This is a genomic window from Micromonospora sp. NPDC048169 (assembly GCF_040652815.1).
GTDB lineage: Bacteria > Actinomycetota > Actinomycetes > Mycobacteriales > Micromonosporaceae > Micromonospora.
The window spans coordinates 1-23,232 of record NZ_JBEZMS010000059.1; the positions used below are offsets into that span (position 1 = coordinate 1).

At 72.7% G+C, this 23,232-nt stretch carries 15 protein-coding genes; 10 read left to right on the top strand and 5 right to left on the bottom strand.

All coding sequences use genetic code 11. The features are described 5' to 3' along the window. The first annotated feature begins 99 nt into the window (after window positions 1-99). Window positions 100-1,335, top strand: a complete 1,236-nt coding sequence (locus AB0D28_RS28535) for a hypothetical protein (RefSeq protein ID WP_357390798.1) — start codon at window positions 100-102, stop codon at window positions 1,333-1,335. Between the two features lie 79 nt (window positions 1,336-1,414). Beyond that, the gene (locus AB0D28_RS28540) at window positions 1,415-2,233 is read left to right on the top strand and encodes a class F sortase (protein ID WP_357390800.1); all 819 of its coding nucleotides are present in this window, start codon (window positions 1,415-1,417) and stop codon (window positions 2,231-2,233) included. 64 nt (window positions 2,234-2,297) lie between these two features. Here the strand turns inward: AB0D28_RS28540 and AB0D28_RS28545 are convergent, their stop codons facing one another. Beyond that, window positions 2,298-7,364: an NAD-glutamate dehydrogenase gene (locus tag AB0D28_RS28545; protein WP_357390802.1), complete on the bottom strand. Its 5,067-nt coding sequence runs from the start codon at window positions 7,362-7,364 to the stop codon at window positions 2,298-2,300. 288 nt (window positions 7,365-7,652) lie between these two features. Between AB0D28_RS28545 and AB0D28_RS28550 the strand changes: the two genes are divergently transcribed. Both AB0D28_RS28550 and AB0D28_RS28555 read left to right on the top strand, forming a co-directional pair. Further along, window positions 7,653-9,617 carry a penicillin-binding transpeptidase domain-containing protein gene (locus AB0D28_RS28550; protein ID WP_357390804.1) on the top strand — a complete coding sequence of 655 codons (1,965 nt, stop codon included), beginning with the start codon at window positions 7,653-7,655 and terminating at the stop codon, window positions 9,615-9,617. 61 nt (window positions 9,618-9,678) lie between these two features. Further along, window positions 9,679-10,107: a hypothetical protein gene (locus AB0D28_RS28555; RefSeq protein ID WP_357390806.1), complete on the top strand. Its 429-nt coding sequence runs from the start codon at window positions 9,679-9,681 to the stop codon at window positions 10,105-10,107. An 87-nt stretch (window positions 10,108-10,194) separates the two neighbouring features. Here AB0D28_RS28555 and AB0D28_RS28560 read toward each other — a convergent pair whose 3' ends face one another. The 3 genes from AB0D28_RS28560 to AB0D28_RS28570 all read right to left on the bottom strand — a co-directional run bounded on the left by AB0D28_RS28560 (window position 10,195) and on the right by AB0D28_RS28570 (window position 14,274). After that, window positions 10,195-11,430: an arginase family protein gene (locus AB0D28_RS28560; RefSeq protein WP_357390808.1), complete on the bottom strand. Its 1,236-nt coding sequence runs from the start codon at window positions 11,428-11,430 to the stop codon at window positions 10,195-10,197. A 58-nt stretch (window positions 11,431-11,488) separates the two neighbouring features. Next, on the bottom strand, window positions 11,489-12,406 hold the full coding sequence (locus tag AB0D28_RS28565; RefSeq protein ID WP_357390810.1) for a tetratricopeptide repeat protein: 918 nt from the start codon (window positions 12,404-12,406) through the stop codon (window positions 11,489-11,491). 179 nt (window positions 12,407-12,585) lie between these two features. Then, window positions 12,586-14,274, bottom strand: a complete 1,689-nt coding sequence (locus tag AB0D28_RS28570) for a methylmalonyl-CoA mutase family protein (protein ID WP_357390812.1) — start codon at window positions 14,272-14,274, stop codon at window positions 12,586-12,588. 317 nt (window positions 14,275-14,591) lie between these two features. Here AB0D28_RS28570 and AB0D28_RS28575 point away from each other — a divergent pair, with 317 nt between their 5' ends. Beyond that, entirely contained in the window at window positions 14,592-14,972 is a 381-nt protein-coding gene (locus AB0D28_RS28575; protein WP_357390814.1) for a hypothetical protein, read from the top strand. Between the two features lie 4 nt (window positions 14,973-14,976). Here the strand turns inward: AB0D28_RS28575 and AB0D28_RS28580 are convergent, their stop codons facing one another. Next, the gene (locus AB0D28_RS28580; RefSeq protein ID WP_357390816.1) at window positions 14,977-16,620 is read right to left on the bottom strand and encodes a PucR family transcriptional regulator ligand-binding domain-containing protein; all 1,644 of its coding nucleotides are present in this window, start codon (window positions 16,618-16,620) and stop codon (window positions 14,977-14,979) included. A 149-nt stretch (window positions 16,621-16,769) separates the two neighbouring features. Here AB0D28_RS28580 and AB0D28_RS28585 point away from each other — a divergent pair, with 149 nt between their 5' ends. The 5 genes from AB0D28_RS28585 to AB0D28_RS28605 all read left to right on the top strand — a co-directional run bounded on the left by AB0D28_RS28585 (window position 16,770) and on the right by AB0D28_RS28605 (window position 23,159). Further along, window positions 16,770-18,260 carry a CoA-acylating methylmalonate-semialdehyde dehydrogenase gene (locus AB0D28_RS28585; RefSeq protein WP_357390826.1) on the top strand — a complete coding sequence of 497 codons (1,491 nt, stop codon included), beginning with the start codon at window positions 16,770-16,772 and terminating at the stop codon, window positions 18,258-18,260. Window positions 18,261-18,281: 21 nt separating this feature from the next. Beyond that, window positions 18,282-19,613: an aspartate aminotransferase family protein gene (locus tag AB0D28_RS28590; RefSeq protein ID WP_357390818.1), complete on the top strand. Its 1,332-nt coding sequence runs from the start codon at window positions 18,282-18,284 to the stop codon at window positions 19,611-19,613. A gap of 114 nt (window positions 19,614-19,727) precedes the next feature. Further along, window positions 19,728-20,858: a thiamine pyrophosphate-dependent enzyme gene (locus AB0D28_RS28595; RefSeq protein ID WP_357390820.1), complete on the top strand. Its 1,131-nt coding sequence runs from the start codon at window positions 19,728-19,730 to the stop codon at window positions 20,856-20,858. Between the two features lie 28 nt (window positions 20,859-20,886). Then, entirely contained in the window at window positions 20,887-21,861 is a 975-nt protein-coding gene (locus tag AB0D28_RS28600; protein ID WP_357390822.1) for an alpha-ketoacid dehydrogenase subunit beta, read from the top strand. 14 nt (window positions 21,862-21,875) lie between these two features. Next, the gene (locus tag AB0D28_RS28605) at window positions 21,876-23,159 is read left to right on the top strand and encodes a dihydrolipoamide acetyltransferase family protein (RefSeq protein WP_357390824.1); all 1,284 of its coding nucleotides are present in this window, start codon (window positions 21,876-21,878) and stop codon (window positions 23,157-23,159) included. Window positions 23,160-23,232: the final 73 nt, after the last annotated feature.

The following is a 23,232-nucleotide window of genomic DNA, read 5'->3' on the forward strand; positions in this document are numbered from 1 at the left end:
CGGCGCCCAAGTCTGGATCATGTCCCCGACAACATCCGCCACAAATAGAAGATCATGCCCGAGGCCACAACCTCACCAACTGAGACACCCCCTAAGAAGATGCTCGGGAAGGTGATCGCGGGCGCCGCTCTCGGCGGAGCGGGCCTTCTCGCGTTCACCCCGGGAATGGCCTACGCGGGCGGACATGACGAAGGCAAGGTCATCGCCAAGCCGCACGTGGTGAAGGCCGGGGACACCGTCGAACTGCTCGCGATCTGCTCCGAGCCGCAGAAGCACGCCACCGTCTGGTCGGAGGTGACCGGCAAGGTCGACCTGCACCCGGCCCGGGACGGCGAGCACGGCGACTGGGCCGACGGCGGCGACTGGGGCGGCGGCCAGGACTGGGGCTGGGACGCCGACCAGGGCCCGGACGGCAAGAACGACCACGGGAAGGGCCCGGACGGCAAGGACGACCACGGCAAGGGTCCCGACGGGAAGGGCGAGCCGGGCGAAGACGGCCATGGTCCCGGCGGCAACGGCCCTGGCGGACCGGGCGGCAACGGTCCGGGCGGACCGGGCGGCAACGGGCCGGGCGGGCCGGGGAACGGCATGCCGCAGCCTCCGGCGGACCAGCCGCAGCCGGGCGGCCAGCCCGGAGGACAGCCGCAGCCGGGCGGCGCCGGTGCCGGTATGGCTGCCGACACCGGCGCCTGGCAGGGGCACGACGAGTACGGCCAGGACGCCGAGCCGGGCTGGGACAAGGAGAAGGGGGGCGCGCCCGACTGGACCAGGGACGAGCACGGCCCCGACGGCAAGGACCAGCACGGCCCCGACGGCAAGGACCAGCACGGCAAGGACGCCAAGGACCAGCGTGGCGGCCGTCCGGACGGCAGGGACGAGCACGGCAAGAACGGCAAGGACGGCAAGGACGGCAAGGACGAGCACGGCGCCTGGTCGGACGGCAAGGACGACTGGCAGGCGAGCGGAGGCGCCTGGCAGGACGACAAGGACAGCTACGGCAGGGACGAGCACGGCGGCTGGCCGGGTGAGAAGGACGGCAAGGGCGGCGACTACGGCAAGGACGACGCGGGCTGGGAGCACGGGAAGGACTTCGTCTACTACGGCGAGGCCACCGTCTCGCACGACGCCCGGCCGGGCCGGTACGAACTGCGCGGCTCCTGCGGTGAGGGCGAGCTGGTGGTCCTGCCGCGCGGTGGGGTCGACGGCGGCGACGGTGGCATGACGACCACCGGCGTGGACCGCAACCTCGCCACCGGTGGCGCGGGCATGATCGGCGCCGCGGCGCTGGGCGGCCTGGTGCTGCTGCGCCGGCGGCGGGCCGGTGGCTCGGTCTGACCGGACGACGACCCGGGCCGGCGGCCGTCACGGAAGTCCGTGGCGTGCCGCCGGCACGGCCGTCGTCGTCCTGCTCGCCATGGCCGGGGCCGGTCTGGTCGGCGCGTCCGTCCGGACCGACCCACCGCCCACCCCGCCACAGCCGATCGCGCAGGCGGGCCCGGTCACCACCGGCCCGTCCGACGATCCGGGCACCTACGCCGATCCGGACATCGCTGGGGAACCGGCACCGAACGCCACCGGCCGGCCGGTACCCGGCAGCGGGCAACCGACCACGGGAGGCGCCGGCCAGGCGACACCAGGCCCGCCCACCATCGGACCCGGCACCCCGAACCCAGTCGCCGCCGGCACCCCGGGCGCGGGCACCCCGGGCGCCGCGAGCACCCCGCCGGCCGTGGCGGGCGCTCCGGCGGCGACCCGCGCCACCGGCCCGGCTCCGCTGCCCCGGTCGGCGCCGGTCAGCATCTCGATCCCCCGCATCGGGGTACGGGCCCCGATCATGTCGCTCGGCACGAACCCGGACGGCACGGTCCAGGTGCCCCCGCTGGACCAGGCCATGAAGGCCGGCTGGTACTCCCCCGGCGCCAGCCCCGGTGAGTCCGGCAACGCGGTGATCGTGGGTCACGTCGACTCCGCCCAGCTCGGCCCGGCGGTGTTCTTCAACCTCGGCGCGCTGGTGGCCGGCGACACCATAGTGGTCGGCCGGCAGGACGGCTCGACCGCCACGTTCACCGTGCACGCGGTCGGGTCGTACCCGAAGACCGCCTTTCCCGCCGCGCAGGTCTACGGTCCGTCGGCCGCGCCCGCCCTGCGCGTGGTGACCTGCGGCGGGGTGTTCGACAAGACGGCCGGCAGCTACCTGAACAACATCGTCGTCTACGCCACGATGACCGGCTGAGGCCGGGAACGGCGGTGGCCCGGTGGTCGGGGAACCGACCACCGGGCCACGCGCGCGTCAACGGTCAGGCCGCCGCCGAGGTCCGGACCAGGGTACGGATCTGGCGCAGCAGCACCGACAGCGCGGACAGGTCGGCGCGGGACTCGTCGAACTCCCCCATCGCCCGGTGCGCCCGGTGGATCGAGGTGGCGTTCGCCTGCTCCCACTCCTGCACCCGCTCCACCGGCGGCACGTCCTCGGGCGTGGACCCGAGCACCTCGGCGGTGAGTGCGGCCAGCGCGGCGTACAGGTCGTAGCGCAGCGCCATCCGGGCCAGCGTCTGCCACCTGTCCTCGCGCGGCAGCAGGGAGATCTTCGACAGCAGCGCGTCCACCCGGAACCGGTCGGAGAGCACGAAGTAGACCGCGGCCACCTCGTCCACGTCCCGCCCGGTCGCCTGCGCCGTCTCGACGATGTCCAGCAGGCCGAAGCTGTACATCAGGCGGGTCGCCTGCTCGGCCAGGTCACGCGGCAGCCCGCGCTCGACGAGCGACTCGATGTGCTCCGCGATGGCCTCCCGCTCGGTGCCCCAGAACCGGTGCTCCAGGTCCGGCAGGAGCCGGGCCACGCCGTCGCGCAGCCGGGCGACCTCCGCCGGCACGTCGATCGGCGACCGCCGGTTGGTGACCAGCCAGCGCACCGCGCGGTCGAGCAGCCGCCGGGTGTCCAGGTAGACGGCGGTCTGCAACTCGGGCGAGACCTTGTTGTCCAGCGCCTCGACCGCGTCCCACAGGTCACGCAGCCCGAACACCTCGCGGACCACCACGTACGCCCGGAGCACGTCCGCCGCGGACGCGGCCGTCTCCTCGACCACCCGGAAGACGAACGAGATGCCACCCCGGTTGATCGCCTCGTTCACCAGGACCGTGGTGACGATGTCCCGGCGCAGCCGGTGCCGGCCCATCCGTTCGGCGAAGCGCTGCCGCAGCGGGGTCGGGAAGTAGTTGACCAGGATGTCGGTCGTCCACTCCTCGTCCGCCAGGCCCTCGCCGACGATCTCGCGCTCCAGCACGATCTTGACGTACGCGAGCAGCACCGCGAACTCCGGCGCGGTCAGGCCGCTCTCGGTGCGGACCGCCAGTTCCTCGTCCGACGGCAGCGCCTCCAGCGCCCGGTCGAGCGCGCCGGACCGCTCCAGGTCGTTGATCATCCGCCGGTGCACCGGGAGCAGCGAGGCGGCCTGGGCCTGGGCGTTGTTGAGCGCCCGCGCCTGGTCGTAGTTGTCCCGCAGCACCAGCTCGGCGACCTCGTCGGTCATCTGGGCCAGCAGCTCGTCGCGTTCCGGCCGGTCCAGCTCGTCGTCGGCCACCGCCGTGTTGAGCAGGATCTTGATGTTGACCTCGTGGTCGGAACAGTCCACACCGGCCGCGTTGTCGATGAAGTCGGTGTAGATGCGGCCGCCGGTCGCCGCGTACTCGATCCGGCCCTGCTGGGTGAAGCCCAGGTTGCCGCCCTCGCCGACCACCCGGCAGCGCAGGCTCTTGCCGTCCACCCGGATGGCGTCGTTGGACTTGTCCCCCACGTCGGCGCTGGTCTGGCTGGACGCCTTGACGTAGGTGCCGATGCCACCGTTCCAGAACAGGTCGACCGGCGCGGTGAGGATCGCCTTCATCAGCTCCTGCGGGCTGAGCTGCGTGACGTCCTCGTCGAGGCCGAGCACCGCGCGGACCTGCGGCGAGATCGGCACCGACTTCGCCGTACGCGAGTGGACGCCCCCGCCTTCGGAGATCAGCTCGCGGTCGTAGTCCTCCCACGACGAGCGCGGCATGTCGAACAGCCGCTTGCGTTCCTCCCAGGACCGGGCCGAGTCCGGATCCGGGTCCAGGAAGATGTGCCTGTGGTCGAACGCGGCCACCAGCCGGATGTGCTTCGACAGCAGCATCCCGTTGCCGAACACGTCGCCGGACATGTCGCCGACGCCGACCACTGCGAAGTCCTGCGTCTGGGTGTCGTGCCCCAGCTCCCGGAAGTGCCGCTTCACCGACTCCCAGGCGCCCCGGGCGGTGATGCCCATCTTCTTGTGGTCGTAGCCGGCCGAGCCGCCGGAGGCGAACGCGTCACCCAGCCAGAAGTTGTGCGCCTCGGAGATCTCGTTGGCGATGTCGGAGAACGTCGCGGTGCCCTTGTCGGCGGCCACCACCAGGTACGGGTCGTCGCCGTCGTGCCGGACCACGTCCTCGGGCGGCACGATGTCGCCGCTGACGATGTTGTCGGTGACGTCGAGCAGCGCGGAGATGAACTCCTTGTAGCAGGTCACCGCCTCGTCCCGGTCGCCCGGCTTCTGCTTGAGCACGAAGCCGCCCTTGGCGCCGACCGGCACGATCACCGCGTTCTTCACCATCTGCGCCTTGACCAGGCCGAGCACCTCGGTCCGGAAGTCCTCGCGCCGGTCGGACCAGCGCAGGCCGCCGCGGGCCACCGGCCCGTAGCGCAGGTGCACGCCCTCGAAGCGAGGCGAGTACACGAAGATCTCGAACTTGGGTCGCGGCGCCGGAAGATCCGGGATGGCCTGCGGGTCCAGCTTGAACGCCACGTACGCCTTGGGCCGCCCGCGCACCGGCTTCTGGTAGAAGCTGGTGCGCAGGGTGGCCTGGATCAACGTGAGGTACGCCCGCAGGATGCGGTCCTGGTCGAGGCTGGCCACCTCGTCCAGCGCCTCGCCGATCGCGTCGACCAGCTCGCCGCTGCGCTGCCGGCGCTCGTCGAGCGTGGTCGCGCCCGGGGCGAACCGGGTCTCGAACAGCTTCACCAGCAGGTCGGCGATGCGCGGGTACGCGATGAACGTCTGCTCCATGTACTCCTGGGAGAACACGGTGCCGGCCTGGCGCAGGTACTTCGCGTACGCGCGCAGCACGACGACCTGCCGCCAGGTGAGCCCGGCGCGCAGCACCAGCTCGTTGAAGCCGTCCACCTCGGCCTCGCCCCGCCAGGCGGCGGCGAAGGCGTTCTCCACGTGCGGGCGCACCTCGGCCAGGTCCTGGTGGCGCTCGGGCAGTTCCAGACCGAAGTCGTAGAGCCAGATCCGGCCGTCGACGCGCTCCACCTCGTACGGGTGCTCGTCGACCACCTTCACGCCGAGCGAGTGCAGCACCGGCAGCACCGCGGAGAGCATCATCGGCTCGCCGTACCGGTAGACCTTGAACCGCACGTCCATCGCCTCGTCGGCGTCGGCGGCGCGGCCCGCGTACGGGCGCGGCGGCGCCTGCTTGCGGAACAGGTGCATCTCCAGCTGGCCGGGCTCCTCCAGCAGCTCCAGCTTCGCCAGGTCCTTCATCGCCTCGTACGGCGTGTGCCCGTCCTTGTAGCCCTCCGGGAACGCGTCGGCGTACCTGGTGAACAGGTGCTTGGCCTGCTCGTCGCCGAGCTTGCGTTCCAGCACCAGCCGGTAGTCGTCGTCCCAGAGCCGGGTGGCGTCGGCCAGCTCCTCGGCGAGCAGGTCGGCGTCGATCTCACCGGGCGGGTTGTTCGGGTCGGTACGCACGATGAAGTGCACCCGGGCCAGCATCGACTCGGTCACCCGGGTGGTGTAGTCGACGCCCACGCCGTTCAGCTCGCGCAGCAGGATGTCCTGCATGCGCAGCCGGTTCTGCGTGGTGAACCGGTCCCGCGGCAGGTAGATCAGGCAGGAGATGAACCGCCCGTACGCGTCGCGGCGCAGGAAGACCCGCAGTTGCCGGCGGCCCGCCATCCGCAGCACGCCGATCACCGCGTGGTAGAGGTCGTCGGTCTTGATCTGGAACAGCTCGTCGCGCGGGTAGGTCTCCAGGATCTGCAACAGGTCCTTGCCGGAGTGGCTGCGCAGGCTCAGGCCGGAGCGGTCCAGCACCTCGGCGACCTTGCGCCGGACCACCGGCAGCTCCTGCACGCTGGTCCGGTACGCCGCGGTGGAGAACAGCCCCAGGAAGCGCCGTTCCCCGACCACCTCGCCGGCCTCGTTGAAGATCTTGAAGCCGATGTAGTCGAGGTAAGCCGAACGGTGCACTGTGGCACGCGAGTTGGCCTTGGTGATGATGAGCAGGCGCTTCTCCAGCACCTTCTCGTGCGCCTCGGGCGTCATCGAGTTCAGCGACCGGGCCTCCGGCGAGTCGGAGCGCAGGATGCCCAGTCCGGTGCCGAGCACCGCCTCCAGGGCCTGCCCGGTGCGCGCGCCGTCGGTGTGGACGAGGCGGTATTCCCGGTAGCCGAGGAACGTGAAGTGGTCGTGCGCCAGCCAGCGCAGCAGCTCCACCGAGTCCGTGATGTCCTTCTCCGGCACCGGCGGGCGGTTGTCCGACGTCCGGGCGGCGGCCAGCTCGTCGGCGAGCGCCAGGGCCCGCTGCCGCATCTTCGGCCAGTCCTCGACCGCCTCGCGCACGTCGGTGAGCACCCGCTGCAACTCGCGGCGCAGCGTCTCCCGCTCGGCCGCGTCGCGGACCGGGTCGATCTCGATCCGCATCCAGCTCTCGACCAGGTCACCGGCGATCGCGTCGTCCGGTTCCACGTCGGCCGAGACCTCGGTGAGCCGGCCCAGCGGCTCGCGCCGCACCACGACCAGCGGGTGCACCAGCAGGTGCACGTCCAGGTGGCGGGAGTTCAGCAGGGCGGTCACCGAGTCGACCAGGAACGGCATGTCGTCGGTGACGATCTCGACGACCGTGTGGTGCTGCTCGGCGTCCGGCTCGTGGATGCGCAGCTTCAGCTCGCCCGGTACCCGCTGCTGGGCCAGGTCCCGGTGGGCCCGGGCCGCCTCGAGCATCTCCTCGGCGGTGAAGCCGATCAGCTCCTCGTCCGGCGCGAACCGCCAGAAGCGGTCCACGAGTGTGGCCGCGTCGTGGTCGTCGCCGGCCAGCGCGACCGCCTGGGCGACCAGCCGTTCCGCGTTGGGAACGGGCTCGTCCAGCTCGGCGTCCTCCGACTCTCCGGCCAGTGCCTGCGCGGGCAGGCCCAGGTCGTAAAGGGTGTCGATGCTGGAACCGGTCATCCCGGTCACGCCTGTGTCGAGACGGCTGAAACCGTCTCCGTCGGTCGCCGAATCGAAGCTGTCGTCGTCGTCCCGGCCGGTGTCAGCCTGCCGGAGGTCGGGTCCCGGTTTGATCGCCGGACGCCGGTCCATCGGTGCCACTCCCCTCGACCCACCGCGTTGTGGGTCACTCTGCCGCCCAGCCTAGGCCCTACCGCGTGGTACCCCCCGCGGTGGATCATCGACCGGACGTCCGGATCGGGACTTCGTCCTTTCACCCGTTGCGGGTCTGTGGTCGGCCGTTCGCGGAGTACCCCGACTGGCGATGTTCATCACACTGCCACACGCTGCTTGTCGCGCTGCCGGAGGCCGTGGCGGGGCGGTGGCGAGCGGCGGGCCGTACTAGCGTGCAGGGCAGTTACGCACCGGAGGGACTGCTTCATGCCGTTGTCGTACCCCGTCCGCCCCCGCCGTCACACCCGTCACCGCCTCCTCGCGACGCTGGCCGCCGTCCTGGTCACGGCCGGCGCGCTCACCGGATGCTCCGGGGACGACGGCCCGGACGCGGCCGTCGAGGAGTTCCTCGGCGGCTGGCGCTCCGGCGACCTGCACGCGGTCGGCTTCGTCGAGCCGACCGGCGGGCGGCTGCCCGCAGCCGAGGTGACGAAGCAGATCCAGGCGCTCGCCGGCGCGCTCTCGTCCGGCCCGCCGGAGCTGGCGCGCACCGGCGAGATCACCACCCAGGGGGACATCGCCACCGCCCGGGTCAAGGTGAGCTGGGCGCTGCCGGGCGGCGGCCGCTGGGACTACGAGAACCCGGTACGCCTCAAGCGCGGCGACGACGACCGGTGGCAGGTGATCTGGGAGCCGTCGGTGGTGCACGAGAAGCTGGAGAGCGGTGACCGGATCGCGCTGCGGCGGGAGCCGGCGCAGCGGGCGGGTGTGCTGGACGCGTCCGGCCGGCCGATCGTCGCGCCGCGCCCGGTGGTCCGCGTGCAGCTCGTCCCCGGCGAGATCGACGACGTCCCGGGCATGATCCGGAAGCTGGACGCCGCGTTCAAGGCGATCCGGCCCGCGCTCACGCCGCCGGTCGACCTGGGCGACCTGCCCAAGCGCCTCAAGGAGGCGAAGCCGGACGCGCGCGTCGAGGTGGTGACGTTGCGCGACGAGGCGTACCGGCAGATCAAGCCGCGCGTCTACGACCTGCCCGGCACCCGGTTCGCCGCCGAGCAGCTCATGCTGGCGCCGACCCGCGAGTTCGCCCGGGCGCTGCTCGGCTCGGTCGACCAGGCCACCGCCGACGACCTCCAAGCCCACCCCGACAAGTACGCGCGCGGCGACCTGGTCGGCCACGGCGGTCTCCAGGGCCGGTACGACGAACGGCTGCGGGGCGTCCCCGGCGTCACCGTGATCACCGAGCGGACCACGCCGGACGGCAAGGTGGAGCCGACCGGCACGGAGCTGTTCCGCAGCGACCCGAAGCCCGGGCAGCCGGTGCGGACCACCATCGACGCGGCCACCCAGAACGCGGCCGACGCCGCGTTGCGCGGGCAGACCCGCCGGTCCGCCCTGGTCGCCGTGCGGATCAGCGACGGCGCGGTGCTGGCCGCCGCGAACGGCCCGGGCGCGGCGGGCGACAATCTCGCCTTCACCGCCCAGGTGCCACCCGGCTCGACGTTCAAGATGGTCAGCGCGCTCGGCCTGCTCGACCGGGGCGCGGTGACCCCGCAGACGGTCGTGGACTGCCCGAAGACGGCGACTGTCGAGGGCCGCAACTTCAAGAACTCGGACGGCTTCGAGCTGGGCCGGGTGCCTTTCGCCACGGACTTCGCCAAGTCGTGCAACACCGCCTTCGTCGCGCTGGCGCCGAAGCTCGGCCCGGACGGGCTGGCCCAGGCCGGCCGTACGCTCGGCCTGGAGGGCGCGTGGGATCTCGGCACCGAGGCGTTCACCGGCAAGATCTCCGCCAACGGTCCGTCGCCCGAGCAGGCCGCCGCCGCGATCGGCCAGGGCACCACGCTGGTGAGCCCGCTGGCGATGGCGAGCGCCACCGCGGCCGTGGCCCGGGGGAAGTTCGAGCAGCCCAAACTTCTGCTCGACCCGGCGCCGGCCAAGCCCGCGCCGTCCGGCGAGGCGCTCAAGCCGGAGTCGGTGGCGGCGCTGAAGTCGTTGATGCGCGGGGTCGTCACTTCGGGTAGCGGCAGCGCGCTGGCGGACGTGCCGGGCGAGCCGGTGCACGGCAAGACCGGCACCGCGGAGTACGACAACAACCCGGCGCACACGCACGCCTGGTTCGTCGGCTGGCAGGGCGACGTGGCCTTCGCCGTCTTCGTCGAGCAGGGCGGGGCGGGCTCGAAGGTGGCGGCGCCGATCGCCGAGAAGTTCCTGCGCGGCCTGGCCGGCTGACTCTGTTCACCAGGTCGTGCGATCCTCGTCGATGTCGAACCGCACAGTGGGGAGGGTCTCGGTGTCTTCTGACCTTTACGCGACAGCCGCCCAGGTGCTCCCCGTTGTGCTCCTCGCGCTGATCTGGGAGTCGCGCTTCCTGGAGCGCCTGCGCGGGCAGAACCGCCGGCTGCGGCGCGACGATCCGGGCGGCGTCCTGTTCTGGACCCGGCCCCGCGTGCGCGCGTACTCGCTGTTCATCGTGACGGTCATCGTGACCGGGACGGCACTGGCCGTACTGGCGCTGGCCGAGGTGCTGCCGCACGGTCCCGTGCTGCGTGCCGGCGTGACGATCTGCGTGCTCCTGGCGCTGGCCACGCTGCTCACCCGCGTCGTGCTGGAGGTGCTGGCCGCGACCTCCGCCGAGCCGGGCTCCGGGGAAGCCGCACCGCCCGCGCCCCGATCCCCGTCGCCCGCACCGACGGCGCCCAGTGCTCCTACCGAACCGTGATCGACACGGCCGACGTGCCCTTCGCCGACGGCCGGTGGTCCTCACGGCGGGGATGACGTCGCGGCGTCACTTCCCGGGAAGCGGGGATCACGCCCGGTCGTGCTCGGCGGATGCCGGCGACGTCTCCTCGGCCGGCGGGACGTCCACCTCGGGCACCGCCACGCGGCGGAGCAGCCCCGGGCCGGCGGGCGGTAGCCGATCCTCCGCGTCGGGCCACGACGGCGGCTCCTCGGCGTCGGCCGGCGCGTACTCGTCGAGCCCGGCGGGCGCGGCCGGCGGGCCGATCGGGTCCGTTGCCACGGCGGGCACCGGCACCGTCACCGCCGCCCGCTGCGCGCGGTGATTGCCGGCGGTGCGGGGCGCCGGTGCGACAGGCGCGGCCGGCAGCAGCCGGGGCGGCACCGCACCGGGCGCGACGACCGGGGCGAGCCCGGCCACCACCGTGTTCACGATCTCGGCCGCGTACGCGCCGTCCGGGTCGTAGTCGGGGTCGAAGACGGTCAGCTCGACGCCGAGGCAGTGCGGGGTGTCGACCAGACCGGCGAGCAGGATCTCCAGCTCGGCGAAGGCGATGCCGCCCGGGTCGGGCGCGTCCACTGCGGGCATCACCGCCGGGTCGAGCACGTCCACGTCGATGTGCACCCAGTAGCCGGCGCAGTCGACGAGCTGCTCGTGCGCCCACTGGGCGGTACGGGCGGCGCCCTCGGCGCGCAGCGCGGGCACCGGCCGGGTGGTGATGCCGGCGGCCTGGAGGTCGAGGCGGTACTCGTCCTGCGCGCGGATGCCGAGCACCACCACGTCGATGTCCCGGAAGTACGGCCGCCGGCCCTCGATGGCGGCCAGGTCGGGCTGCCCCCGGCCGGTGACCAGGGCCAGGTCCTCCCCCGCCGCCGCGCCGACGTAGGAGGCGTTGCCCGGGTGCCGGAAGTCGGAGTGGCCGTCGACGAAGACCAGCCCGATCCGCCCGCCTACCGCCTCGCCGAGGCGGTGCATGGCCAACGCCGAGCCGAGCAGCACCGAGCAGTCGCCGCCGAGCACAAGCGGGAACTCGCCCCGGTCGATGATCGCGCCGATCCGGTCGGCGAGCGCCACCGAGTACGCGGAGATCTCCGGCGCGTGGCAGACGCCGTCGCCGGGTCGCCAGTCGCCCGGGTCGTACCGCGGCGGGGTGAGGCAGCCGGCGTCGCGGGCCCGCAGCCGGGCGAGCAGGCCGTGGTCGCGCAGCGCGCCCGGCGCCTTGGCGCAGCCGGGCACGGAGCTGGCGGTGGGCGGGCGCAGCCCGAGGTTCGTCGGCGCGTCGAGGACGGCGATCCGGCGCATCATGGGCTCCCGTCCTCGGCGGTCGGGCGGGCCGGCGGTGCGCCGGCCCGCGCGGGTTGACTCAGAACAGCGCGCTGGCCAGGGCGCGTCGGGCGGAGGCCACGGCGGGATCGTCCGGGCCGGCGATGGTGAACAGGCCGAGCAGGTGCTGGCGTGCCCGGTCCCGGTCGTCCCCGGCGGTGCGCCGGACCAGGCCGACCAGCCGCTTGTACGCCTGGTCGGCGAGGCCGCTGAGCACCTCGATGTCGGCGGCGAGCAGTTGGGCGTCCACGTCGTCGGGGGCGGCGGCAGCGGCGTCCAGCGCGCCCTGCGGGTCCGCACCGGCCACCCGGCGGGCCAGCCCGACCTGCGCCAGGCCCGCCTCCGCCGCCGCGTCCGCGGGCGACTCGGCCAGGATCTTCCGGTACGCCGCCTCGGCGGCGTCGAGGTCGCCGCTCATCAGCGCGTCGTCGGCGGCGTCGAGGCGCGGGTCCTCCGGCTCGGCCACGGTGACGCCACCGGCCTTGAGCACGGCCTGGAGCCACTGTCGCAACTGCGACTCCGGCACCGGGCCGGGGAAGGCGTCGATCGGGCGGCCGCCGACGATGGCGTACGTGGTGGGCAGCGTCTGGAGCTGGAACATCTGCGCGAGCCGCGGCTGCTGCTGCACGTCGACCCGGGCCAGCAGCCATGCGCCGCCGCCCTCGGCGGCGAGCCGCTCCAGCGCCGGGGCGAACTGGTCGCTCTCCGGGTAGCCGGCGGCACCGAAGAAGACCACTACCGGTGTGGTGAGCGAGCGTTCGAGCACCTCGGACTGGATGTTCGCCTCGGTCACGTCGATCACGGCGGCGGAGCCGGCGGGGCTGCCCGGCAGCCCGGTCGGCCCAGCGCCCTGGGACGGTGTGGCGGAGGAGGTGTCGGCCGGTGCGGGGGTGCGCAGCGCGCTGAGGTCGACCGCGCCGCGGGTGAAGATCGACGAGGTGATCCGTGGGTCGCTCATGGTTGTCTAGTCTCGCACGTACGCCACGGATCTCCGACCAGCCGCGACGGCGACAGTCACCACTCTCCCCCAGCTCAGCCCGTTCGCAAGGAAGGGCCCCCTGTTAACGCCTCCGGTAGAGGAAGGGCCCCTTGTTAACAGCGGGTGTTAACAAGGGGCCCTTCCTTGCGGGGCGGGGGTCAGAAGCGGGCGGGCTCTCGGTAGACGCCCCACTCGGCGCGGAGGGCGTCGCAGATCTCGCCGAGGGTGGCCTCGGCGCGAACCGCGTCGAGCATGGCGGGGATCATGTTCTCGCCGGTCCGGGAGACCTCGACCATCCGCGCGACGGCGGCGGTGACGGCGGCGTCGTCGCGGGCCGACTTGCGCTCGGTCAGCACCCGGCGCTGCTCCAGCTCCACCTCGTGCGAGATGCGCAGGATCTCCAGGTCCTTGGCCACCGTGCCGGTGTGGCAGTTGACGCCGACGATCTTCTTGTCGCCCTTCTCCAGCGCCTGCTGGTAGACGAACGCCGACTCGGCGATGTGGCCGGTGAACCAGCCGTCCTCGATGCCGCGCAGGATGCCGGAGGTCATCGGGCCGATGGTGTGCGGGCCCTCGCCGCCGAGCTGCCTGATCCGGGCGAAGATCTCCTCCGCCTCGGCCTCGATCCGGTCGGTGAGCGCCTCGACGTACCAGGAGCCGCCGAGCGGGTCGGCCACGTTCGTCACCCCGGTCTCCTCCATCAGCACCTGCTGGGTCCGCAGGGCGATCTCGGCCGACTCGTCGGTGGGCAGGGCGAGCGTCTCGTCGAGGGCGTTCGTGTGCAGCGAGTTGGTGCCGCCGAGCACCGCGGCCAGCGCCTCCACGGCGGTGCGTACCACGTTGTTGACCGGCTGCTGGGCGGTCAGCGACACCCCGGCGGTCTGCGTGTGGAACCGCAGCCACTGGGCCTTCTCGCTGGTCGCGCCGTACACGTCACGCAGCCAGCGGGCCCAGATCCGGCGGGCGGCGCGGAACTTGGCGATCTCCTCGAAGAAGTCCACGTGGGAGTCGAAGAAGAAGCTCAGGCCGGGGGCGAACGTGTTCACGTCCAGCCCGCGCGACAGGCCCAGCTCGACGTAGCCGAACCCGTCGGCGAGCGTGTACGCCAGCTCCTGCGCGGCGGTCGAGCCGGCCTCGCGGATGTGGTAGCCGGAGACGGACAGCGGCTTGTACCGGGGGATCTCCCGCGCGCAGTACTCCATCAGGTCGCCGATGAGGCGCAGGTGCGGCTCGGGGTCGAACAGCCACTCCTTCTGCGCGATGTACTCCTTGAAAATGTCGGTCTGGAGCGTTCCGTCCAGCGTGGACAGGTCGGCGCCCTGCCGTTCGGCGGCGACCAGGTACATGCAGAAGACCGGCACGGCCGGGCCGGAGATGGTCATCGAGGTGGTCACGCCGGCCAGGTCGATCCCGTCGAACAGCACCTCCATGTCGGCCGCCGAGTCCACTGCGACACCACAGTGGCCGACCTCGCCGAGCGACTGCGGGTCGTCCGAGTCGCGGCCCATCAGCGTCGGCATGTCGAAGGCGACGGAGAGACCGCCGCCGCCCGCGCCGAGGATCATCTTGTAGCGCTCGTTCGTCTGCCGGGCGTTGCCGAAGCCGGCGAACTGCCTGATGGTCCAGGTCCGCCCGCGGTAGCCGGTCGGGTACAGACCCCTGGTGTACGGGAACTCGCCCGGCCAGCCGATCCGCTCGAACCCGGGGTACGCGGCGTCCTCCGGCGGGCCGTACACCGGCTCGACCGGCATTCCGGACAGCGTGGTGAAGTCCGCGTCGCGCTTGCGGGCGGCGTCGTAGCGGGCCTGCCAGCGGGCCCGACCGGCGGCGATCTCGTCAGCGTCCATGCGCGGAGCTCCTTCTCAAGTCGTCGTCCCGCTTCCGAGTGTAGAGCGAGATCCTGAACGATCCTTAAGGGCTCGCGTACCGGCCGGTAACCCGGCGGGCCGCCCGCCATCCCGACGCATGGACGTCGATCCGCAGGTCAGGGCGCTGTCTCACGTGGCGGACGGCTGCCCGGCGCAGCCTCCCCGCGAGCGGGTTCCCGTGCCACACTCCCGCCGTGGGCAATCGAATCGCGACCCGGCTGATTACCTAGGCGGCGTACGCCTCCGCGTGCGTCGCCGGCCAAGCCATCCTGTCGGCTCGTCCTAGTGAGGCCCCCGTGAGCGTGTCCGCATCCACCCCCGCAACCGTCGGCCATCCCCGGCCCGCCCCCGGCCGCCCGCACGCCGATCCGGCCGGTGAGCACGGCTCGCCGAGCACGATGGTGATCCACCTCGGCGTGGGGCACTCCACGACCGGGCTGCTCAAGGTGCTGTCCGTGCTGCACTCGCGCCGGGTCGCCGTCTCGCACGTCCAGTACGTGCAGTGCCCCGACCGGTCCGCGGTGATGATCGTGGAGTGCTCCCCCGGCACGGCGCCGATGGAGACGGTGCGCAAGAGCGTCGCGAACGCCGTACCGGTCGTCAGCGTCAGCGTGCACAGCGCGCCGAGCCGCGAGAGCGTACGGCGACTGCGGTCGGGCCGCGGCACCCACAGGTGACGGGTCAGCCGGCGGGCTCCGGACCGGCGGCGCGCATGACGTCGCGGGCGGTGAGCGCCACGTGCAGCGACAGGCGCCGCTCGCTCGAGTCCAGGTCGACGCCGAGCACCCGCTCGATCAGCTCCAGCCGCTGGTAGAGCGCCGACCGCGACAGCGACATCGCGTCCGCCGCGCGCCGCTTGTTGCGCCCCTCCACCAGGTACGTCTCCAGCAGCGCGACGTGGTTCGTGCCGTGCCGCTGGTCGTAGGAGAGCAGCGGGCCCAGCTCGCGCTCGACGAACGTCTGCAGGCGCACGTCGTCGCGCAGCAGGTACAGCAGGCCCCGGAGGCGGACGTCGTGCAGCCGGTAGAACGCGCGGGGCTCGGCGGTGTGCACCGTCGCGTCGGCCACCTGCGCCGCCTCGACCAGTGAGCGCCGGGCCAGGTCGAGCGTGCGGACCACCGATCCGGCGGCGACCACCACGTCCGAGCCGGCCCGGTGACCGGCCCGGGTGAGCGCTGTGGACAGGCCGTGCAGCGCGGCCTCGTCCGAGCCGGTCTCGTCGAGGGCGACGAGGAGGGTGACGCCGGTGCCGCCCGCCGCCTCGTCCACGTCGCCGGCGAGCGCGGCGAGCCCGCACTCGCGTACCGCCGTCTCCACCGCGTCCAGCAGCTCCCGTCGGCGCGCGTTCGGGTCGGCGCCGCCGGCCGGGGCCGCCCGCCGCCGACGGACCACGACCCCGAGCAGCGGTCGCTGTTCCAGGACGACACCGAGCCCGCGCGCCCGCAGCGCCACGTCCCGGGTGGGCGCCGAGTGGTTGACGATGCTCAGCAGCAGGCTGCTGCGCGCCTGCCGCTCGACCGACGAGGAGTCCCGGGCGACGAGCTGGTTCAACGCGATGGTGGACGCGGCCCGCTCCAGCAGCACCCGGGTCCGGGCCGGCGGCTCCTGGTCGCACAGCAGCACGAGCCGCCCCCACCTGTTGCCGCGCGCCTCGACGCTCGTCACCAGCCAGCCGGAGCGCGGCTCGTAGCCGGTGCCGGACGGGACCTCGACCGCACGCGAGCGGGTCTCCCACCGGTCCAGCAGCTCCTCCGCGGTCAGCGGGCCGGTCTCGTACGCGAGCACGTGGTGGGCGAGGTTCTCCAGCACCGCGGGACGCCGGGACAGGCGGGTGACCTCGCGGAGCACCTGCCGGGGCTCGGCGCCCTCCACCGACAGTTCGGTGAAGATGCGGTGGATCTCGTCCTTGGCGAGCAGTTCGGCGGTCTGCTCCTCGACGATCACGGAGTGGACGACCTCGGTCACCGCCACGAACCGCATCTCGCGCCGCAACGCGATGAGGGGCAGGTTCCGGCTGCGGGCGTGCTCGACCAGCCCGGCCGGCAGGGTGCCACCGAACCGGCGGCCCAGCTCGACCACCACGCCCGCCACCCCGACGGCCGCCAGGCCGTCGATCCAGCGGCGCAGCCCGTCGTCGTCGGGGGGCAGGCCGATGCCGGTGGTCAGCACCAGCTCACCGCCGCGCAGCAGGTCGGCGATCTCGGGGATCTCGGCGACGTGCACCCAGCGCACCGGCGCGTCCAGCCGGTCCCGGCCGGCCAGGACACGCGGCCCGGCCTGCTGCAACGCCGGCAGTTCGAGCACGTCACGAACCGTCATCGGCATCGGCGGCGTCTCCCCCTTCCCCTCGGCGCACAGTATGTGCGCATCCCGGGTACGGGAACGACACAGTGCCCATTGCCCGGACCTGGGGAAGCGCAGATGATCCGGGCATGACCCAGACAGCACCCGGCACCGTGCCCGCTCCCGTCCCGCTGGAGCGGGTGACCCACTGGATCGACGGCAAGCCGTTCGCCGGCGTCACCGAGCGTACGGCCCCAGTCTACGATCCGGCGCTGGGCGCGGTCCGCACGGAGGTGCCGCTGGCCTCGGTCGACGAGGTGGACCAGGCCGTCGCCTCCGCCGCCGCCGCGTTCACCTCCTGGCGGAACTCGTCGCTGACCAAGCGCACCCAGGTGCTGTTCGCGTTCCGGGAGCTGGTCAACCAGCACAAGCAGGAGCTGGCCGAGCTGATCACGGCCGAGCACGGCAAGGTCGTCTCGGACGCCCTCGGCGAGGTCACCCGCGGGCTGGAGGTCGTCGAGTTCGCGTGCGGGATCCCGCACCTGCTCAAGGGCGGCTACTCCGAGGGCGTCTCCACGAACGTGGACGTCTACTCGATCCGCCAGCCGGTCGGCGTCTGCGCCGTCATCTCGCCGTTCAACTTCCCGGTGATGGTCCCGATGTGGTTCGTGCCCATCGCCATCGCGGCGGGGAACACCGTCGTGCTCAAGCCCAGCGAGAAGGACCCGTCGGCGTCGCTGCTCGTGGCCCGGCTCTGGGAGCGGGCCGGCCTGCCCGCCGGCGTGTTCAACGTCGTGCACGGCGACAAGGTGGCGGTGGACCGGCTGCTGGAGCACCCCGAGGTCAAGGCGGTGTCGTTCGTCGGCTCCACGCCGATCGCCCGGTACGTCTACGAGACCGGCACCCGCAACGGCAAGCGCGTCCAGGCCCTCGGCGGCGCGAAGAACCACATGGTGGTGCTCCCGGACGCCGACCTCGACCTGGCCGCCGACGCGGCGGTGAACGCCGGTTTCGGCTCGGCCGGCGAGCGGTGCATGGCGATCTCCGCCCTGGTGGTCGTCGAGCCCGTCGCCGACGACCTGGTGGCCCGGATCCGCGAGCGCATCGCCACCCTGAAGGTCGGTGACGGGCGGCGCTCCTGCGACATGGGCCCGCTGGTCACCCGGGAGCACCGCGACCGCGTCGCGTCGTACCTCGACGCGGGCGTCGAGGCCGGCGCCGAGCTGGTGGTGGACGGCCGTGAGGTGCGGGTCGACGGCGACGAGTCCGGGTTCTGGCTCGGACCGAGCCTGCTGGACCGGGTGCAGCCGGAGATGAGCGTCTACACCGACGAGATCTTCGGGCCGGTGCTGTCGGTGGTGCGCGTCGGCAGCTACGACGAGGCGCTCGCGCTGGTGAACGCCAACCGGTACGGCAACGGCACGGCCATCTTCACGAACGACGGCGGCGCGGCCCGCCGCTACCAGAACGAGGTCGAGGTCGGCATGGTCGGCGTCAACGTGCCGATCCCGGTGCCGATGGCCTACTACTCCTTCGGCGGCTGGAAGGACAGCCTCTTCGGCGACTCGCACGCCCACGGCGCCGAGGGCGTGCACTTCTTCACCCGCGGCAAGGTCGTCACCTCCCGGTGGCTCGACCCCAGCCACGGCGGCATCAACCTCGGCTTTCCCGAGAACGTCTGAGCAGCGGAAGAGAGAACGCCGATGAGCACCAGCGCACGCCGCACCTACGAGCTGGACCGCGCGCACGTCTTCCACTCCTGGTCCGCCCAGTCGCAGCTCGACCCGATGGTGGTCGAGCGCGCCGAGGGGTCGTACTTCTGGGACGGTGACGGGAACCGCTACCTGGACTTCTCGTCGCAGCTCGTCAACACCAACATCGGCCACCAGCACCCGGTGGTGGTCGCGGCGATCCAGGAGCAGGCGGCCCACCTGTGCACGATCGCGCCGTCCTACGCCAACGACGTCCGCGGCGAGGCGGCCCGGCTGATCACCGAGCTGACCCCGGCCGGCCTGGACAAGGTCTTCTTCACAAACGGCGGCGCGGACGCGATCGAACACGCCGTCCGGATGGCCCGGCTGCACACCGGCCGGCCGAAGGTGCTGTCGCAGTACCGCAGCTACCACGGCGGCACCCAGACCGCGGTGAACCTCACCGGCGACCCGCGCCGCTGGCCCAGCGACAACGGCACCGCCGGGGTGGTGCACTTCTTCGGCCCGTTCCGGTACCGGTCGGAGTTCGGCGCCACCACCGAGGAGGAGGAGTGCACGCTCGCGCTGCGCCACCTCGAACGCGTCGTGGAGATGGAGGGCCCGTCCACCATCGCCGCGATCGTGCTGGAGACGGTGCCGGGCACGGCCGGCATCATGCCGCCGCCGCCGGGCTTCCTCGCGGGCGTACGGGAACTGTGCGACAGGCACGGCATCCTCTACATCGCCGACGAGGTGATGGCGGGCTTCGGGCGTACCGGCGCCTGGTTCGCGCTGGACCACTACGGCGTGACGCCCGACCTGATCACCTTCGCCAAGGGCGTGAACTCCGGTTACGTCCCGCTCGGCGGTGTGGTGATCGCCGAGCACGTCGCCGAGACGTTCGCCGACCGCGCCTACCCGGGCGGCCTGACCTACTCCGGTCACCCGCTGGCCACCGCCGCCGCCGTCGCGACCATCAACGTGATGCGGGACGAGCGGATCGTCGAGAACGCCGCCACGATCGGCGCCGACGTGCTGGGCCCGGGGCTGCGCGACCTCGCCGACCGGCACCCGAGCGTCGGTGACGTACGCGGGCTCGGCGTGTTCTGGGCGCTGGAACTGGTGCGCGACCGCGAGACGAAGGAGCCGCTGGCGCCGTACGGGTCGTCGTCGCCGGAGATGAACGAGGTGCTGGCCGCGTGCAAGCGGGGCGGCCTGGTCGCGTTCGCGAACTTCAACCGGATCCACGTGGTGCCGCCGTGCACCGTGTCGGAGACGGAGGCCAAGGCGGGCCTGGCGATCCTCGACGAGGCGCTGACACTCGCCGACCGCCACACGGTCTGAGGCAACGCCCACACCGCCCGCCGGGTCCACCCCGGCGGGCGGTCCCGTATCCGAGATCCGCGAGACGGCCGGCGACCCCGGTGACGCGGAGACCCCGCACCCAGAAGGTGACGAATGACTACCGTAGATCTCGCCGACCCACCGGTCACCAACCCCTTCGCCGGCACCACCGGCCTTCCGCGTACGTCCGAGGGCTGGACCCAGCTCGTCACCCCGGACGGGCGCCTGCACCCGGACGTGGACGCCGACCACGACGCCCTCGGCCGGCTCACCCGTGACCTGTACCGGGGGATGCGGCTCGCGCGCCGCCTCGACGACGAGGCGTTCGCGTTGCAGCGACAGGGCGAGCTGGGCCTGTGGTTGCAGTGCCGCGGCCAGGAGGCCGCCCAGGTCGGCTCCGTCGCGGCGGTACGCGCCGACGACTACGTCTTCCCGAGCTACCGGGAGCACGCCGCGGCGCTGTGGCGCGGCATCGGCCCGGCCGACCTGCTGCGCCAGTGGCGCGGTGTCGCTCACAGCGGCTGGGATCCGGAGCCGTACTCGTTCCACATCTACACGCTGGTCCTGGCCGCTCAGCTGCTGCACGCCACCGGGTACGCGCTCGGCGTGCAGCGCGACGGCAGCGACACGGTGGTCGTGACGTACTTCGGTGACGGCGCCGCCAGCGAGGGCGACGCGAGCGAGGCGATGAACATCGCCGCCGTCAACGACGCGCCGATGGTGTTCTTCTGCCAGAACAACCAGTGGGCCATCTCCACCCCCGCGTCGTCGCAGACGCGTACCCCGATCCACCGGCGCGGCGCCGGCTTCGGCCTGCGCAGCGAGTGGGTCGACGGCAACGACGTGCTGGCGGTGTACGCGGTGACGTCGGCGGTGACCGCGCACGCCCGGTCCGGCGCCGGCCCCGCGATCGTCGAGGCCACCACGTACCGGATGGGCGGGCACAGCACGTCCGACGACCCGACCCGGTACCGCACGGACGACGAGCTGGAGGCGTGGCGGGCGCGGGACCCGCTGGCCCGGGTCGAGGCGCTCATGCGCGCCGAGGGCTGGAGCGACGAGGCGTTCCTCGGCGAGATCCAGGCCGAGGCGGACGAACTGGCCGACCGGACCCGCCGGGAGTGCCTGGCCCTGACGGCGCCGGACCTCGCCGACGCCTTCGCCACGGTGCTGGCCGACGTGCCCCAGCTCCTGCGGGAGGAGCGCGACGCGTTCGTCGCCTACCGCGCCTCCTTCCTCGACTGACGCCCGCCCGCGATCGGAGAACTCGTTCATGCTCACCCTCTGTCAGGCACTGAACTCCGGCCTGCGCCGCGCCATGGAGGACGACGACAAGGTCCTCCTGATGGGCGAGGACGTCGGCCGGCTCGGCGGCGTCTTCCGGGTCACCGACGGTCTCCAGAAGGACTTCGGTGAGGCCCGGGTGGTGGACACCACTCTCGCCGAGTCCGGGATCGTCGGCACGGCCATCGGGCTGGCGCTGCGCGGGTACCGCCCGGTCTGCGAGATCCAGTTCGACGGCTTCGTGTACCCCGCGTTCAACCAGATCGTCTCCCAGCTCGCCAAGATGCGGGCCCGCACCGGCGGCCGTACCGCCCTGCCGGTGGTGATCCGGATCCCGGTCGGTGGCGGCATCGGCGCGGTGGAGCACCACAGCGAGTCGAACGAGGCGTACTTCGCGCACACCGCCGGGCTGCGGGTCGTCTACTGCGCCAGCCCGGACGACGCGCACTGGATGATCCGGCAGGCCGTCGCCGGTGACGACCCGGTCATCTTCTACGAGCCGAAGCGCCGCTACTGGGTCAAGGGCGAGGTGACACCGGAGGACTCGGGGCCGCCGCTGCCGCTGGACCGCGCCCGGACCGTACGGCCGGGCACCGACGTGACGCTGCTGACGTACGGGGGCACCGTCGCCACCTGCGTCGCCGCCGCCGAGGCGGCCGCACCGGAGGGCCGCGACATCGAGGTGATCGACCTGCGGTCCATCTCCCCGCTGGACGTGGCGACCATCGAGGAGTCGGTGCGCCGCACCGGCCGGGCGGTGGTGGTCCACGAGGCCCCCACGTTCGCCGGGTTCGGTGCCGAGGTCGTCGCGCAGGTGACGAGCCGGTGCTTCTACTCGCTGGAGGCGCCGGTCGAGCGGGTCGGCGGGTTCAACCTGCCGTACCCGCCGGCGAAGGTCGAGGAGGAGTACCTGCCCGACCTGGACCGGATCCTCGACGCCGTCGACCGCGTCCTGGCCGCGTGAAGGGAGAAGGAGCAGTGACCGTTCAGCAGTTCCGCCTGCCCGACGTCGGCGAAGGGCTCACCGAGGCCGAGATCGTCACCTGGCGGGTCGCGCCGGGCCACCCGGTACGCCTCAACGACGTCATCGTGGACATCGAGACCGCCAAGGCGGTGGTCGAGCTGCCCAGCCCGTACGCCGGTGTGGTGGACCGCCTTTTCGCCGAGGAGGGGCAGACAGTCGAGGTCGGCTCGCCGATCATCGCGATCCGGGTGGCGGGCGACGGCCCGGCCGCCGACGAGCCCGCCGCCGCGCCGCCCGCCGACGAAACGTCCGCCGACGAGCCGCCCGCGGAGCGCACCGCGGTGCTCGTGGGCTACGGGGTGTCCGCGCAGGCCCGGACACGCCGGCCACGTCGCACCCCGTCCGTCCGTCCGGCCGACACCTCCCGCCCGGCGCACACGTCCCGGCCGCCGGTGCTCACCAAGCCGCCGCTGCGCAAGCTCGCCAGGGACCTCGGTGTGGAGCTGGCGGACGTGCGCGGCAGCGGCCCCGACGGCCGGATCACCCGCCAGGACCTGCTCGACCACACCACCGGCCCGGCACTGGCGGCCGACCACCGCCGGGACGAGCGCCTGCCCGTGCGCGGGGTCCGCAAGGCGACCGCCGCCGCCATGGTCGCCAGCGCGTTCACCGCGCCGCACGTCACCGAGTTCCTCACCGTCGACATGACCGGCACCGTGGAGTTCGTGGACCGGCTGAAGCAGGACCCGGCGTTCCAGGGGGTGAAGGTCAGCCCGCTGCTCGTGGCGTCCCTGGCCCTGCTGGACGCGATCCGCCGGCACCCGGACGTCAACGCCCGGTGGGACGAGGAGAACCAGGAGATCGTCCGGTTCGCCGACGTCAACCTGGGTATCGCCGCCGCGACGCCGCGCGGCCTGCTGGTGCCGAACATCAAGGCCGCGCAGAACCTTCCGGTACGGGACCTCGCGGTCGCCCTGAACGAGCTGGCGGCCACGGCGCGGGAGGGCCGCACCCGTCCCGCCGACCTGGCCGGCGGCACCGTCACCATCACCAACATCGGTGTGTTCGGGGTGGACGCCGGCACCCCGATCCTCAACCCCGGTGAGGCGGCCATCCTCTGCCTCGGTGCGCTGCGCCGGATGCCGTGGGTGGTCGACGAGCAGGTCGTCCCCCGCTGGACCGCACAGTTGTCGCTGTCGTTCGACCACCGGCTGGTGGACGGGGAACTGGGCAGCCGGGTGCTCGCCCACGTCGGGCGGTTCCTGGAGGATCCGCTGTGGGGCCTGGCCCTGCGCTGAGGACGGCAGACGAACGGCGCGTGGACGGACCCGGGTCCGTCCACGCCGTAGGACATCAGGAGGGGGAGGAAAG

Coding starts and splice junctions, on each gene's coding strand:
- AB0D28_RS28535 (WP_357390798.1), top strand. CDS start 100: ATGCTCGGGAAGGTGATCGCGGGCGCCGCTCTCGGCGGAGCGGGCCTT.
- AB0D28_RS28540 (WP_357390800.1), top strand. CDS start 1,415: ATGGCCGGGGCCGGTCTGGTCGGCGCGTCCGTCCGGACCGACCCACCG.
- AB0D28_RS28545 (WP_357390802.1), bottom strand. CDS start 7,364: ATGGACCGGCGTCCGGCGATCAAACCGGGACCCGACCTCCGGCAGGCT.
- AB0D28_RS28550 (WP_357390804.1), top strand. CDS start 7,653: ATGCCGTTGTCGTACCCCGTCCGCCCCCGCCGTCACACCCGTCACCGC.
- AB0D28_RS28560 (WP_357390808.1), bottom strand. CDS start 11,430: ATGATGCGCCGGATCGCCGTCCTCGACGCGCCGACGAACCTCGGGCTG.
- AB0D28_RS28565 (WP_357390810.1), bottom strand. CDS start 12,406: ATGAGCGACCCACGGATCACCTCGTCGATCTTCACCCGCGGCGCGGTC.
- AB0D28_RS28570 (WP_357390812.1), bottom strand. CDS start 14,274: ATGGACGCTGACGAGATCGCCGCCGGTCGGGCCCGCTGGCAGGCCCGC.
- AB0D28_RS28580 (WP_357390816.1), bottom strand. CDS start 16,620: ATGCCGATGACGGTTCGTGACGTGCTCGAACTGCCGGCGTTGCAGCAG.
- AB0D28_RS28590 (WP_357390818.1), top strand. CDS start 18,282: ATGAGCACCAGCGCACGCCGCACCTACGAGCTGGACCGCGCGCACGTC.
- AB0D28_RS28595 (WP_357390820.1), top strand. CDS start 19,728: ATGACTACCGTAGATCTCGCCGACCCACCGGTCACCAACCCCTTCGCC.
- AB0D28_RS28600 (WP_357390822.1), top strand. CDS start 20,887: ATGCTCACCCTCTGTCAGGCACTGAACTCCGGCCTGCGCCGCGCCATG.